Raw genomic sequence first — 14,012 nt, 5'->3', positions numbered from 1 at the left:
GCTTGCGCCAACGCGGGGTAGGTGGCCAGTGAAGACTCGGGTCAGCGCCCCATCCTGCGACGGGCGCGCTCGCGGGCCGCCTCCAGCGCCGAGTCCACGCCGTCCCCGGCGGCGCGCGCGTCGCCAGGCTTCGTCTCCTCGGGGGTGGCACTCGGGGCGGCCGGAGCCGTCGGACCCGGCGCCGCCACGGCCGCCACCGAGGGAGCCACCGCGCGCCGGGGCCTGGGTCCCGACAGGAAGCGGCGCACGGCCACCTCGGCCAGGAGCGCCGCCACCGCCAGACCCACCAGCCACGGTGCCAGCGGCACGCGGCCCTCGGACTCGGGGGCATCCTCGAAGAGGCCCGCCATGGACAAACGCTCCACGCCACCGCCCACGGCCGCCACCCCGCGCAGCACCTCCAGACCCTCCTGGGAGTTGCCGGGCTCGAACTCGGGCGCGTAGGGCAGCGTCACCGGAGGGGCCCGCAGCACCCGCGCGCCCAGCTTCACCACCGGGTGCCACGTGCCGCTGCCCGGCAGGGTGTACTCGGCCGCCACCCGGTCCTCGTCCTCCCAGCGCATGGGCACCTCCACCGGCTGGCTCCGCCCGTCTCCCGGCAGCAGCACCAGCGAGGGCAGCGCGCCCGGCAGCGCCTCTCCCGGAGCGAAGTCCAGCGTCACCCGCAGCAGGTTGCCCCGCCGCTCCGAGCGCGCCACCGCCTCGCCCGCCTCCCCCGTCCCGCCCATGGCCCAGCGCACCATGCCCTCCAGCGCCGGGCGCAGGCCGCTCCAGGAGCGCAGCTCGCCGGTGAACTCGCCATCCACCTCGGCCATGAAGGCCACCGTGCGCCCCGCGCCGCGCGGCCATAGCGCCAGCACCGGCGCCGCGTTGTCGTCGAGCGTCCGCAGGGCCACACTCGCGCGCGGCCGCAGGTACGTGAGGTTGTAGCCGCCCACCTGGGGCAGCCCCAGCGCCGGCAGCCTCCCGAGCAGCGGCAGGTCCGGCGCGGCCTCCAGCGAGGCGGGCTCGTCCACGAAGGTGGCCCGCGCCACGGCGATGGTCTCTTGGCTGAAGATGCGCGGCAGGCTCGTCGCGTCCTCGGCGAAGTAGATGCGGCCTCCCCCCTTGGCGGCGATCTCCCTGAGCAGCGCCGCGTCCACGTCCTTCTCCGAGCCCAGGCCGATGACGGACACCGTCACCTTCTCGCCCTGGAGCCTCGCGAGCGTCTTCAGGTAGTCGTCCGGCTCCTCCGAGTCCGCCGCGTCCGAGAAGAGCAGCACGTGCCGCGTGGCCTTGTCGCTGCCGAGGATCTGCTCCTTGCCCTCGCGCAGCGCCTCGCCCACGTAGATACCGCCACCACCGCTGAAGCCGCGCGACACCTCGTTCAGCGGAAGCCCCTCCTCCACGGGACTCATGGGGAAGATTTCGTGCACCTCGGTGTCCACCATGTGCACGGACACCTCGTCCTTCTCGTTGAGCAGCGAGAGGGCGCCCACCACGCCCTCGGCGGCCAGCTCCATCTTCGTGCGCCCGTCCGGGACACGGACGCCCATGGAGCAGCTGCAATCCATCAGCACGCTCATGGCGAGCGCCGTGCGGCGCTGCTCCTCGCGCATCTCCAGCGACACTGGAAGCAGCGGCTCCACGGGCGAGCGGCGGTAACCTCCCTCGCCGAAGCTGGAGCGGCCCCCCGTCATCACCAGTCCGCCACCGGCCTGCTCCACGTAGGCCGCGAGCGCGCCGAGCCCCGGCTCACCGAGCCGGTTGGCGTCCACGTTCTCCAACACCACCGTGCCCACGCCGTCCAGCGCATCCAGTGTCAGGGGGAAGGGCGCGCGCACCTCCAGCACCAGCCCCGCCGTGCGCAGGGCCTTGGACAGGGTGCCCTCGGGCTGATCCGTGAGCAGCAGCACCCGGGGAGGACCCTCCACGCGCAGCACCGCCTGCCCCACGTCGTTCTCCACCACGCCGTCTCCCGGCGCCTCCACCGTCAGCCGGTAGGCCGCGAGCCCCGGCTCCTCCACCAGGTCACGGAAGGGCAGCAGGTTGGGCCCGGCGCGGAACTCGAAGGGCCCCTTCACCAGGACCTGGCCGTTGCGCTCCAGGCGCACCGTGCCGGAGACGGGCTGCGAGGCCTGCACCACTCCCGTCATCTGGAAGGGCTCGTGCGCCTTCACCAAGGACGGCACGTCCAGCGAGAGGACGGCCAGGTCGAGCGGCGCGTCATCGCGGGCGAGCTGGCGGAAGTCCACGGGAATGCCTCGGGCGGCGAGCCGCCGGGCCGCGCCCCTCGCGTCCGCGCCGGTGGCCCGGCCATCGGACACCACGAGCACCCGGCCGGTGCGGCCCGGGGGAATGAGGGCGCCCGCCGCGTCCAGCGCCGCCGACACGTCCGAGGCCTCCGCGTCCACGGGCCGGGTGAAACCACCGAAGCGCCCCGACTCGGAGAGCGGCTGCTCCACCCGGGCCTCGCGCCCGAAGGAGATGACGCCCACCCGGTCCCCGGGCCGCCGCTGCGTCTCCAACAGGCCCACCAGCTCCGAGGCCACGCGTCCCGCGTCGGCGGGCATGGAGCGCGAGCGGTCCACCACCACCACCACGTCGCTGCCCGCGCGGCGGAGCAGCAGCTCGGGGCCGGCGAGCGCGCCCACGCCGAGGAGCAGCAGCGCCCAGCGCAGGGCCATGGGAGGGCCGGGACGCCGGCCGAGCTTCCACAGGAAGAGGCCCAACGGCAGGAGGAGCACCAGCGCCTGGGGCAGGGAGAAGCTCATTCGGGGTCACACCATGCTACCCACCGGAATAGGGCCGTGAAAGAGGGTGCACCCCTACCGGGGGCGAGACGCCCCCCCCCGCGCCAACGACCACCGCGCGAGCGGCCCCTGAGCCGCTCCAGGTAGCTCCGTGAGAGGAGCCCCCCTCAGGAGGACTCGCCGCCGCCCGCCTGCGTCAGCGCGGGCGGCACCGCCTGCCCCAACTCCAGACACAGCGCCTCGGCCTTCTTCAGCTCCTGCTTCAGCGCCTTCTGGTGATTGCGGCTCTTCACCAGCGACTCCCGTCCCAGCAGCCGGAAGGCCTCGTCCCGCCCCACCTGCAGCACCGCCTCGGCCAGCACGAAGCCCCGCAGGCTCTCGGCCAGGTCGATGTCGAGTGGAGTCTGCCGCCGTTGCGCCTCCAGCACGAAGGCCCGCGCGGCTTGGCTCAGCGCATCCAACAGGGGCGAGTCCTTCGCCCCTCCTTCATAAGCAAGCGCCTGCTGGATGTGGGCCTCGCGCAGCACCAACTCCGAGGTGGTGCTCCCCTGCTCCACGAGGGCCAGCGTGTAGGCGCGGCGGATGAGGTTGTCGAGTTGCCGCAGGTTGCCTGGCCAGGAGCCCTGCTCCAGCCACTTCTCGGCTTCCGGCGCCAGACGCGCCTCCCCCCCCGAACGCTTCTCCCGGTGGTGGCGCGTCAGCATGTAGCGCGCCCAGGGACCAATCTCATCCCGCCGCTCGTCCAGCGGAGGGAGCCGCACGGGCAGCACGTTGATGCGGTAGTACAGGTCCTCCCGGAAGGTGCCCTTGCGCACCGACTCGAGCAGGTTCGCGTTGGTGCCGATGATGAAGCGCACGTTGGCCCGCTGCTCACTCCCGGCGTCTCCGAGCGTCCGGTAGGTGCGCTCCTCCAACACACGCAACAGCCCCGCCTGGGCCTTGAGGGACAGCTTGTCGATCTCATCGATGAAGAGCGTGCCGCCCTCGGCCCGCGCCAGGCAGCCGGGGTTGTCCTTCACCGCTCCCGTGAAGGCCCCCTTGCGCCAGCCGAAGAGCTCCGCCATCTGCAGCTCCTCGGGGATCATCATCAGGTCCAGGCTCTCGAAGCGGCGCGGCTGGCGCGGGGAGCGCTCGTGGCACCAGCGAGCCAGACGGGACTTGCCGGCCCCCGTGGGGCCACTGATGAGGAGCGTCTCCTCCTGTTGAGCGAAGACGCGCAGCACCGCCATCAGGCTGGCCATGGAGGAGCCGACGACGGGCAGGTACTCGTCCGTCTCCGGCATGGCGCCCGGGCGCGGCGGCAAGCCCTTGAGGAAGGGGGCCGCCAGGTCCACGGCGAGCTGCAGCCGGGGACCCACTCCCAACCAGATGAACTCCTGGCCGAGCGCCGCCATGCAGCTCGCCTCCAGGGCGATCATCCCCTCGATACGCCCGCCGGGCAGACGCAGGGGCAGGACGCACACGTGTGTGGCCTCACGGCTGAGCAGCCGCTGCTGGCTCTCGGAGGAGAAGGCCGCCCCCAGGAGCGGCCTGGAGAGGCTGAGGGCCGGTGCCTGGTGGGGCCGCAAGGTGCCCAGTCCCACGTCGATGGAGACGGCACAACCGTGCTCCACCACCGCGCGCCAGGCGGAGGCGGAGGCCAGCAGCGCCGTCTGGGGCCCATTGGCCAGGGGGCGCGCCACATCCCCCGGAGACGGGGTCTCCATCGCCTCCCGCTCCAGCGCCATCAACCGGCTGTAGGCATCCTCCGGCCGCAAGTGCACCACCGCGCGCAGCAGCGAGCCCTGTCCAGCGAAGCGGCTGGCCTCCAGCGCCTGCCCAGCCATCCGCAACAGCGTGCGCAACGTCGTGAGCGCGGCCTGCTCGAAGTGCCTCGCGGAGAGCAGCGCGGTGGTGAGGGATGAGAGTTCCTCGGTCATTGCCTCCCCTTGTCTCGGTGCGGCGTTCCCATGATGGGAGATCACCCAGGATGACATCCCCGCCCCCGACCAACCAGGAACCACGAGTACAACCGTTGAAGTCGTCAGCCTCTCACTCTGTTGGAATCATGGAAGCAGCCGCACCGCGAATCGAGCGGTCAGCGGACTGCTAGACTCCAGCCCTCATGGACAGTCTCTCCACCCGCCAGGCCCCGGCCGAGCCACTCGCGCCACAGGCCCCCTTGCTGCCGGCGGGCACCATCATCGCTGGCCGCTTCACCCTGGAAGCCCTCGCGGGCCACGGCGGCATGGGCACCGTCTATCGCGCCACGGACGCGCTCTCTGGCCAGCGCGTGGCCCTCAAGCTGCTGCACCCCTCCCCTGACGCCACTGCGCCCCGGCGCTTCACCCGCGAGGCCGAGCTGCTCTCCGCGCTGCGCCACCCTGGCATCGTCGCCCATGTCGCGCACGGCCACTCCGAGCAGGGGCTGCCCTTCCTCGCCATGCAGTGGCTGGAGGGCGAAACCCTCGCCCAGCGCCTCTCCCACGCGCCTCTGAGCCCGCGGGAGACGCTCGCCCTTCTGCGCCGCACCACCGAGGCCCTCGCCGCGGCCCACCAGCAAGGCGTCATCCACCGCGACCTCAAGCCTTCCAACCTCTTCCTGCGCCATGCCCGCACCGAGGACGTGGTCCTGCTGGACTTCGGCCTGGCCCGCCACGTGCTGCCCTCCACCGTGATGACCGCCAGCCAGATGTTGCTCGGCACTCCGGGCTACATGGCGCCGGAGCAGGTGTCGGGCCAGGGGCAGCTCACCCCCGCCGCCGACGTCTTCTCCCTGGGTTGTGTCCTCTACGAGTGCCTCACCGGCAAGCCCCCCTTCTCCGCGCCCCACCTGATGGCCGCCCTGGCCAAGATTCTCTTCACCGAGCCCGTGCCCCTGCGCGAGCTGTGCCCCCAGCTCCCCTCCGGCTTCCAGGAGCTGCTCGGGCACATGCTGGCCAAGGAGCCCGCGCGCAGGCTTCCAGAGGCCTCCAGCCTCATGAAGGCCCTGGAGGAACTCCAGACGCGGTTGGAGGCGGGGCCCGGCGTCGCCGCGCCCCAAGGCACGCGTCCGCCCTGCCTGTCCCATGCCGAGCAACAGCTCGTCACCGTGATGCTGGCCGCTCCACGCGCCACCGCCGGGCATGCCCCCGGGCCGCAGGACTCGCGGCTGGCGCTGCGTGACTCCCTGCGCGCCCTGCTGGCCCCCCAGGGAGCCCGCGTGGAGCTGCTGGCCGATGGGGCCCTCGTGCTCACCCTGGTGGCCTCCCGCGGCTCCGCCACCGATCCCGCGGCCCTCGCCGCCCGCTGCGCCATCTCACTGATGGAGCGCTGGCCGGAAGCCGCCGTGGTGCTCACCACCGGCCGTGGCGCCCTGGACGACCACCTGCCCGTGGGGGAGGCCATGAACCGCGCCGGCCTGCTGCTGCGCCAGGTGGAGTCGCTGCCCCCGGACTCCACTCCGGTGCTGTTGGACGAGGTGACGGCGGGGCTGCTCGGCCCCGGCTTCCTGCTCACCCGGCATGACTCGGGCGTCATCCTGCTGCGGGGCGAGCAGTTGGGCGTCGACGAGTCCCGCCCCCTCTTGGGCAAGCCCACCCCCTGCGTGGGCCGCGAGCAGGAACTGGCGCTGCTGGACCTGGCCTTCACCCACTGCGTGGAGGAATCCACCGCGCAGGCCGTGCTGGTGACGGCTCCGGCTGGCGCCGGCAAGTCCCGGCTCCGCCATGAGTTCCTCCGCCGCCTGGAGCGCCACCAGCCGCCTCCCCTGGTGCTGCTGGGCCGTGGAGATCCCATGAGCGCGGGCTCGGCCGATGGCCTGCTCGCCCAGGCCTTGCGCCGGTTGTGCGGCCTCTCCGGCGGAGAGCCGCTCGAGGCCCGCCGGGGGCGGCTGTTCCAACGTCTCGGCCAGCACCTGCCCGAGGCCCAGGCCCGGGAGGTGGCCGAATTCCTCGGAGAACTGTGTGGCATTCCCTTCTCCGATGAGCACAGCCCGCGCCTGCGCGCGGCGCGTGGGGATCCGCGACTGATGAGCGCCCAGGTGGACCGGGCGCTGGTGTCCTTCCTTCAGGCCGAGTGCGCCCGGCATCCGGTGCTCCTGGTGCTGGAGGATCTGCACTGGGGCGACATCCTCACCCTCCGGCTGGTGGACGAGGCGCTGCGGGAGCTGTCCGAGCAGCCCTTCATGGTACTGGCCCTGGCGCGGCCCGAGGTCGATCAGCTCCTCGCCTCCTCCCCGGTATCGAGGCGCCTGCAGCCGATGCCGCTGCGAGGATTGAGTCGCAAGGCGGGAGCGCGCCTGGTGCGCGAGGTGCTCGGCGCGGACGTGCCCGACTCCGTCATCCAACAGCTCGTCGAGCAGGCCGCGGGCAATGCCCTCTTCCTCGAGGAGCTCATCCGCGGGGTGGCCGAGGGACGCGGGGGCAGCGCGCCGGAGACGGTACTGGCCATGCTCCAGGCTCGCCTGATGCGGCTGGAGCCCGGAGCCCGGCAGGTGTTGCTGGCCGCCAGCATCTACGGCCGCACCTTCTGGTCCAACGGCGTGGGCGCGCTGCTGGGCGAGAAGCGCTCCCCCGAGCAGTTGGACGGACAGCTCCGGCAACTCGTGGAGTTGGAATGGGTGGAGCCGCAACCGGCCAGCCGCTTCCCCGGCGAGGCCGAATACCGCTTCCGCCATGCGCTGGTGCGGGACGCGGCCCATGGGCTGGTGGCAGACAGCCACAAGCCCGTCGGGCACCAGCTGGCGGGAGCGTGGTTGGAGAACGCCGGTGAGAGCGACCCGCGCGTGCTCGCCGAGCATGCCGCGCTGGGCCAACAGCCCGAGCGCGCCATCCACCTCTACACCCGGGCCGCCGAGCAGCTCTTCGAGCGCCACGACATGCGAGGCATGGAGCGGTGCATGGAGGCGGCCCTGCGACTGGGCCCCAGCGAGGAGGCCTGGGTGCGGCTGCATGCGCTGCGGGCCACCGCGGCCTTCTGGATGGACGACCTCGCCACCCTGTACGAGGTGGGAAGCGCCGTGCTGCCCAGGCTGAAGCCGGGCGAGGCCCGGTGGAGCCATCTGCTCGGTGGGCTGGGCATGGGCTACGGCCAGAGCGGGCAGAGGGAGAACCTGCTCGCCCTGTACCGGCTGTTGCTCGACACCGAGCCGGAGCCCGAGGCCCGAGGCGCCTACCACCTCGCGCTGTGCTTCATGGGCACCATGACATGCTACATGGGCGCCATCGCCGAATCCGACGCGCTCTTCGAGCGGCTGGAGCGCACGGGCTCCGAGCTCATCACCTGGGACGCCATCGTGCGCGGCTGGAGATGCGTCGTCCATGGCTTCCGGAGCCTGTGCTTGGAGGGAGGACCCTGGCAGGCGCTGACCTGGACCGGGAAGGCCCGCCAGGCCTTCCGCGAGGTCGGCTCGGACCGCGACGAGGTGGCGGCCCTCGCGTGGGAGTCCCAGGCGCTGCTGGCGCTCGGAGACTTCGAGGGAGCCCTGGCGCTGGGACGGCAGGGCCTGGAAGTGGCGACACGGGTGGGGCAGCTCTTCGGCATCGCGCATACCCGGAACAACCTGATGCAGGTGCTGGCGGCCAGTCCCGAGCCGGCCCACCAGAAGGAAGCCCGCGCCCTGGCACTCGAGTGGGTGGAGGCGCGGCTCTCCAACCGGGTGCACCTGGGCTCCGCGCAGCTGGTGTTGGCGCGGGTGGTGGCGGGAGAAGGCGCCATCACCGAGGCCGAGGCCCTGGTGCGCCTGGCGTGCGAGACCCTGGCTCCATTCGGGTCTTTCATCGTCCTCGCTCGCTGGGTGCTGGGGGGGATACTGCTCGCCCAGGGACGCTCGGCCGAAGCCCGCCACGAGGTGGAGCTCGCGCTTCGGGAGCTGAAGGAAACAGGCGACGGAGGAATCGCCAAGGTGGGCCTGCTCCAGGTGCTGGCCGAGTCCTGCTTCGCCGAGGGCGCCACCTCCGAAGGAGAGGAAGCCCTGCGCAGTGCCCTGAGGTGCGTGCGTGCCCGCGCCGGTGAGATGCCCGACGCCGCCATCCGCGAGCGCTTCCTGCGGCGGGTGCCCGAGAACGTCCGCGTCCTCGAGCTGGCCCGCCAGCGCTGGGGCGAAACCCTCGGCCTGTAGACCCCCACCTTCATCGGCCCACCCACCTTGTGGTTTCCTTCATGGGGCACCCCCATGAGCCCGGACACCCCCTCTCCGTTTCGCATCCAGACGCAGCCACCGTCCGACCCCGAGGCCTTCCGGCGGGCGCTCTACGCCGGGGCCCTCTACAAACTGGCGCCTGGTGAGGCCTCACTGCGACTGGTACGAGAGGTGAACGGGCTGCTCGCGGAGACCTTCCGGGACGTGGGTGATGTGCGCGAAGCCCAGTTCCACCTGCCTCCCGCCGAGCACCTCGAGCGTCTGGGACGTGTGCGCCGCGTCCTGGCCGGGGATGCGCGGCTGCACCAGGGGGCTCGCGCGGTGCTGGCGGCCGCGGGACTGGAGCCGGGCGAGTACGCCATCGACGTGCCCCGGCTGCGCGGCGTGCTGCACCGCGGACATGAGATTCCCGCCGCCGCTCCGGCCTACTTCGTCCACCGCGACACCTGGTACGCCAACCCGCGAACGCAGCTCAACTGGTGGCTCGCGCTCCACGACGCCTCGGAGGAGGAGACGTTCACCTTCTTCCCCGAGGTCTTCGAGCGGCCGGTGCCCAACTCCTCCGCCGCCTTCGACTACCGGACGTGGCTGGCCCAGGCGGGGTGGCAGAACCCGAAGCGGAAGGTGAACGCCGAGTATCCCACGGCCACCGTCCCACTCGACGGGATGCGGGAGCTCGGCTTCGCGTGCCGGGCGGGCGAGGTGCTCGTCTTCTCCGCGGCGCACCTGCACGGCACGCGCCCTCACATCTCGGGGCGCACGCGCTTCAGCGTCGACTTCCGTGTCGTCCATCTCGAGGACCACCGCCGGGGCCTCGGCGCTCCCGACGTGGACAACCGCTCGACCGGCTCGGCGCTCGAGGATTACCTCCCTCCCACGGCGGCCTCCGCTGGAGGCTCACCCTGAGCCCGCCCGCCGGTACCTTCCTGGAGCACCTGCGCGCCATCGCCACCGCGCACCCGCACCGGGTCGCACTGGAGTCGGAGGACACCCGCGTCACCTACGCGGAGCTGCTCCAACGGGCCACCGCGCTCGGCGCGCACTTGAGGCGGCTCGGGGCGGGGCCCGAGCACATCGTCGGGCTGTTCATCGAGAAGTCCCCCGAGTACGTCATCGCCCTGCTCGGGGTGTGGTGCACGGGAGCGGCGTTCGTGCCGCTGGAGCCCACGCTGCCCGCCACGAGGCTCGGCTTCATGGCGCGCGACTGCGGGCTCCGGCTGGTCCTGGCACGTCGAGGCGTGGAGCCCCGGGTCGAGGGCCTGGAGTCCCGTATCGTCCTGCTCGAGGACGTCCCGGAGCGAGCCCCGGCCGACGAGCTTCCGGGCGAGCCGCCGCGCCCCGACGACCTGGCCTACGTCATCTACACCTCGGGGACGACGGGGACGCCCAAGGGCGTGCTCGTGCCGCACACGGGGCTGGTCAACCTGCTGCTCGCGCAGATCCGCGCCTTCGCGCTCGACGAGACGAGCCGCGCCACCCTCTACCTGTCAACGAGCTTCGACGCGTCGCTGTCGGACATCGGCACGGCGCTCCTGTCCGGCGCGACGCTCTGCCTGCCCCCCGCGCATGCGCTCCAACCCGGACCCGGGCTGATGTCGCTGCTGGCCGGATGGCGCATCACGCACGCGGATCTGCCCCCGTCGCTCCTGCGGGCCTTCGAGCCGGAGGCACGGCCCCCCACGCTGCGCGTGCTCGTCATTGGAGGCGAGCCCTGTCCTCCCGAGCGGGTCCGGCTCTGGGCGCGTCACCTGCGCGTGGTGAATGTCTACGGCCCCACCGAGGCCACCATCTGCACCAGTCTCTGTGTGTGCGACCCGGAGACGTGGACGCGCCCGCTGCTCGGCCGGCCGATTCCGAACATGCACTGGCGCGTGCTCGACGAGCGGGGCGAGCCCGTACCGCCGGGTACTCCCGGGGAGCTGTACCTCGGAGGGGTGGGGCTGGCACGCGGATACGTGAACCGTCCCGAGCTCACGGCGGCCCGCTTCATCGAGCACGGTGGCGAGCGCCTGTACCGGACGGGGGACCGCGTGGTGGAGGACGCGGAGGGGGAGGTGGAGTTCCTCGGCCGGGTGGATCGTCAGCTCAAGCTGCGGGGGCTGCGCATCGAGCCGGAGGAGGTGGAGGCGCACCTGCTGCGCCACCCGGGCCTCCAGGACGCGGCGGTCCTCCAGCGCCCGCTCGGAGCCGTGGGAGACACGGCACGCCCCGTGTTGGTGGCCTACGTGGTGCCACGTACCTCTGGGGAACCCCCAGCTCCGGAGGTGCTGCGCGCGCATCTCGCGGGCGTACTGCCCCGATGGATGCTGCCGCAGCGCTTCGAATCGTTGGAGCACCTGCCACGCACGGTGACGGGGAAGGTGGATTTCGAGGCGCTCTCCCGCCTGCCACTCACGGCGCGGCGCGAGTCGCGGGACCACGAGCCGCCCACCACGGAGCGGGAGCAACTGCTGTGCGAGCTCTGGGAGCGGGTGCTGGGCGTGGAGCCCGTGGGAGTGACGGACGACTTCTTCGCGCTGGGTGGAGATTCGTTGGGAGTGCTCCAGGTCGTCGCGGCGGCCGAGGCCCACGGGCTGCCGCTGCGGCCGGTGGCGATGCTCCAATACCCGACGATCGCCGAGCTGCTGGCCCACCTGGACGCGAGCGAGCCGAGGCCGGCCGATGACGGAGGCATGAGCGCGGAGGAGTTGCGCGCGGACGTGGCACTGGGGCCCGAATGGGAGCCCCTCCTGCGTGCGGCGCGGGAGCGGCCCGAGGCACCTCCTGGTGGCGGCATCCTGCTCACGGGGGCCACGGGCTTCCTGGGCGCGCGGCTGCTGCACGAGCTGCTGCGACGCACCAGGGCCCGGCTGCTCTGCCTCGTCCGAGGCCGGGATGATCAGGACGCCCGGGAGCGCCTGCTGCGCGTCCTGGAGACACGGGGCACCCCCGCCTCCCTGGACGAGGCCGCGCGCCTGGTGGCGCTCCGGGGAGACGTGGCGCGCCCACGGTGGGGCCTCGAGGAACACGCGTGGGAGCGGCTCACCCGCGAGGTGGGTCACGTCTACCACTGCGCGGCCCAGGTCAACATGGTGCTCCCGTACCACGCGCTGCGCGAGGCGAACGTCGGAGGCACGGAGCAGGCGCTGCGCCTGCTGGCCGAGGGAAGGCGCAAGTCGCTGCATTACATCTCCACGCTCTCGGTGTTCGTGTCCACGGACAGGAACACGGGGCGGCTGGAGGAGACGGACGAGCTGCGCGGCCCCCAGCGTGTCTTTGGCGGCTATGCGCAGACGAAATGGGCCGCCGAGCACCTCCTGCGCTCCGCCCGGGGCGACGCGGGACCCATCACGTACTACCGGCTCGGCCTCGTCACGGGGGACACGCGGACGGGGCACGCCTCTCCCACCGACTTCCTGTCCCTGTTCTTCCGTGGGGTGGCCTCGCTCGGTTGCGTGCCACGTGGCGCGGGCGAGGGGCTCGCGGTGGACGTCACGCCCGTGGACCACGCGGCGGCGGCGGTGGCGCACCTGTCCCTGCACGCGACACCGCCGGAGCCCTCGCGCACCTTCCACCTGGCCAATCCCCGGCCGCTGTCACTGCCCGTGCTGGTGGAGGCCCTGCGCTCCTTCGGGATTCCCCTCGCCACCGTGCCGGAGGAGGAGTGGCGGGCGCGGCTCGCCGGGCTCTCCCGGGAGGGAGGGGATTCGGCCGAGGCGGCCGCGTACCTGGCGCTCTGCCGGGGGCTGTCCGGGGGAGCCTTCGAGCGGCACCGGACGTTGGATCTCTTCCAGGCGACGGGGGCGGAGTTCGGCATGGAGCACGCGCGCGCGGGGTTGGCGGGCTCGGGGCTCGAGTGCCCGCCGGTCACCGAGGCACTGCTACACACCTATCTCCGGTATACGTTCGGGCGAGCCGAGAGCACATCATGAGCACGAAGAGCATTCGAGTCGCGGGGGGGGCGCGCCAGGGGACGGGCATGGTCCTCGGGAAGTTCATGCCGCCGCACCTGGGGCACGTCTTCCTGGTCGAGTTCGCGCGCGAGTACGTGAAGGACCTGACGGTGGTGGTGGGCACGCTGAAGGCCGAGCCCATTCCCGGGGAGCTGCGCTACGAGTGGATGCGGGAGCTCTTCCCGGACGTGCGGGTGGTGCACCTGACGGACGAGAACCCGCAGTATCCGCACGAGCACCCCCAGTTCTGGGACATCTGGCGGGACAGCCTGCGGCGGGTGCTGCCGGTGAAACCGGACTACGTGTTCGCCTCGGAGGGGTACGGCGCGAAGCTGGCGGAGGTGTTGGGAGCCGAGTTCGTGCCGGTGGACATCGCGCGGGGAGCGGTGCCGGTGAGCGGAACGGCGATCCGCAACGACCCGTGGACACACTGGCGCTACCTGCCGAGGTGCGTGCGGCCCTACTTCGCGCGGCGCGTGTGCGTCTTCGGCCCGGAGTCGACGGGGAAGTCGACCCTGACGAAGCGGCTGGCGGAGCACTTCGAGACGGTGATGGTGCCCGAGTACGCGCGGATCCTGCTGGAGCACAAGGGTCCCGACAAGATGGAGCTGGCGGACATGACGCGCATCGCGCGCGGGCAGGTGGCGGCGGAGGACGCGCTGGTGCGCGGCGCGAACCGGGTGATCATCTGCGACACCGACGTGCTGACGACGACCATCTGGAGCGAGGTGTTCTTCGGGGAGTGCCCGGAGCTCATCCGTCAGGAGGCGGAGCGGCGCGACTATGATCTCTACCTGCTGACGGACGTGGACGTGCCGTGGGTAGCGGATCCGGTGCGCTACCTGCCGAACGAGCGGATCTCGTTCCTGGAGCGTTGCGAGAACGCCCTGAAGTCGAGAGGCCGGCGCTACGTGAAGCTGAGCGGCTCATGGGACGAGCGCTTCGAGCGGGCGAAGGAAGCGGTGGAGTCGCTCCTCAAACCCGGCACGGGCACCTGACGAAGAGCATCCACGAAGAATCCCGAGGTCCCGTGTATGTCCCCTCTCCCTCTGGGAGAGGGCTAGGGTGAGGGTATTTCCCCATACTGAGGGCCCCACGGGAATCGGGACACGGAGGCGACCACCCTCACCCCCCGCCCTCTCCCAGAGCTGAGCATTAGCCACATTTGGCCAACCGGGGGAATGGTGCGCCGCATTCCATGACTTATAGAGTCATGAGGAAGGAGATGACGGCAGCAGTAGCTTCGCT

General features: G+C 71.9%; 6 protein-coding genes. 4 read left to right on the top strand and 2 right to left on the bottom strand.

Going from position 1 to position 14,012, the window contains the following annotated elements; translation table 11 throughout:
• Positions 1 to 41: 41 nt before the first annotated feature.
• Both NR810_RS32390 and NR810_RS32385 read right to left on the bottom strand, forming a co-directional pair.
• Complete coding sequence (locus NR810_RS32390) at positions 42 to 2,753, bottom strand: VWA domain-containing protein (protein ID WP_257458302.1); 2,712 nt, start codon at positions 2,751 to 2,753, stop codon at positions 42 to 44.
• Between the two features lie 146 nt (positions 2,754 to 2,899).
• Positions 2,900 to 4,651, bottom strand: coding sequence for a sigma-54-dependent transcriptional regulator (locus tag NR810_RS32385; protein WP_257458301.1), 1,752 nt, complete (start codon positions 4,649 to 4,651; stop codon positions 2,900 to 2,902).
• 185 nt (positions 4,652 to 4,836) lie between these two features.
• On the opposite strand from NR810_RS32385, the gene NR810_RS32380 reads away from it, so the two are divergent.
• From NR810_RS32380 to NR810_RS32365, 4 genes are read left to right on the top strand one after another with little or no spacing between them, the layout of a single operon-like run.
• A complete protein-coding gene (locus tag NR810_RS32380) occupies positions 4,837 to 8,811 on the top strand; it encodes a serine/threonine-protein kinase (RefSeq protein WP_257458300.1) in 3,975 nt (1,324 codons plus the stop codon).
• A gap of 54 nt (positions 8,812 to 8,865) precedes the next feature.
• Entirely contained in the window at positions 8,866 to 9,738 is an 873-nt protein-coding gene (locus NR810_RS32375; protein ID WP_257458299.1) for a phytanoyl-CoA dioxygenase family protein, read from the top strand.
• Positions 9,735 to 12,743, top strand: a complete 3,009-nt coding sequence (locus NR810_RS32370) for a non-ribosomal peptide synthetase (RefSeq protein ID WP_257458446.1) — start codon at positions 9,735 to 9,737, stop codon at positions 12,741 to 12,743. Before NR810_RS32375 ends, NR810_RS32370 begins: the two co-directional genes overlap by 4 nt.
• Positions 12,740 to 13,762, top strand: a complete 1,023-nt coding sequence (locus NR810_RS32365; protein ID WP_257458298.1) for an AAA family ATPase — start codon at positions 12,740 to 12,742, stop codon at positions 13,760 to 13,762. The genes NR810_RS32370 and NR810_RS32365 overlap by 4 nt, the downstream gene beginning before the upstream one ends.
• Positions 13,763 to 14,012 lie beyond the last annotated feature (250 nt).

It is taken from the genome of Archangium lipolyticum (assembly GCF_024623785.1).
In the GTDB taxonomy this organism is placed as follows: domain Bacteria; phylum Myxococcota; class Myxococcia; order Myxococcales; family Myxococcaceae; genus Archangium; species Archangium lipolyticum.
This window is presented reverse-complemented; position numbering and strand designations above follow the sequence as displayed.

Bases quoted from the DNA above. Each gene is read 5' to 3' on its own strand.
- NR810_RS32380 (WP_257458300.1), top strand. From the start codon at position 4,837: ATGGACAGTCTCTCCACCCGCCAGGCCCCGGCCGAGCCACTCGCGCCA.
- NR810_RS32385 (WP_257458301.1), bottom strand. From the start codon at position 4,651: ATGACCGAGGAACTCTCATCCCTCACCACCGCGCTGCTCTCCGCGAGG.
- NR810_RS32390 (WP_257458302.1), bottom strand. From the start codon at position 2,753: ATGAGCTTCTCCCTGCCCCAGGCGCTGGTGCTCCTCCTGCCGTTGGGC.
- NR810_RS32365 (WP_257458298.1), top strand. From the start codon at position 12,740: ATGAGCACGAAGAGCATTCGAGTCGCGGGGGGGGCGCGCCAGGGGACG.
- NR810_RS32375 (WP_257458299.1), top strand. From the start codon at position 8,866: ATGAGCCCGGACACCCCCTCTCCGTTTCGCATCCAGACGCAGCCACCG.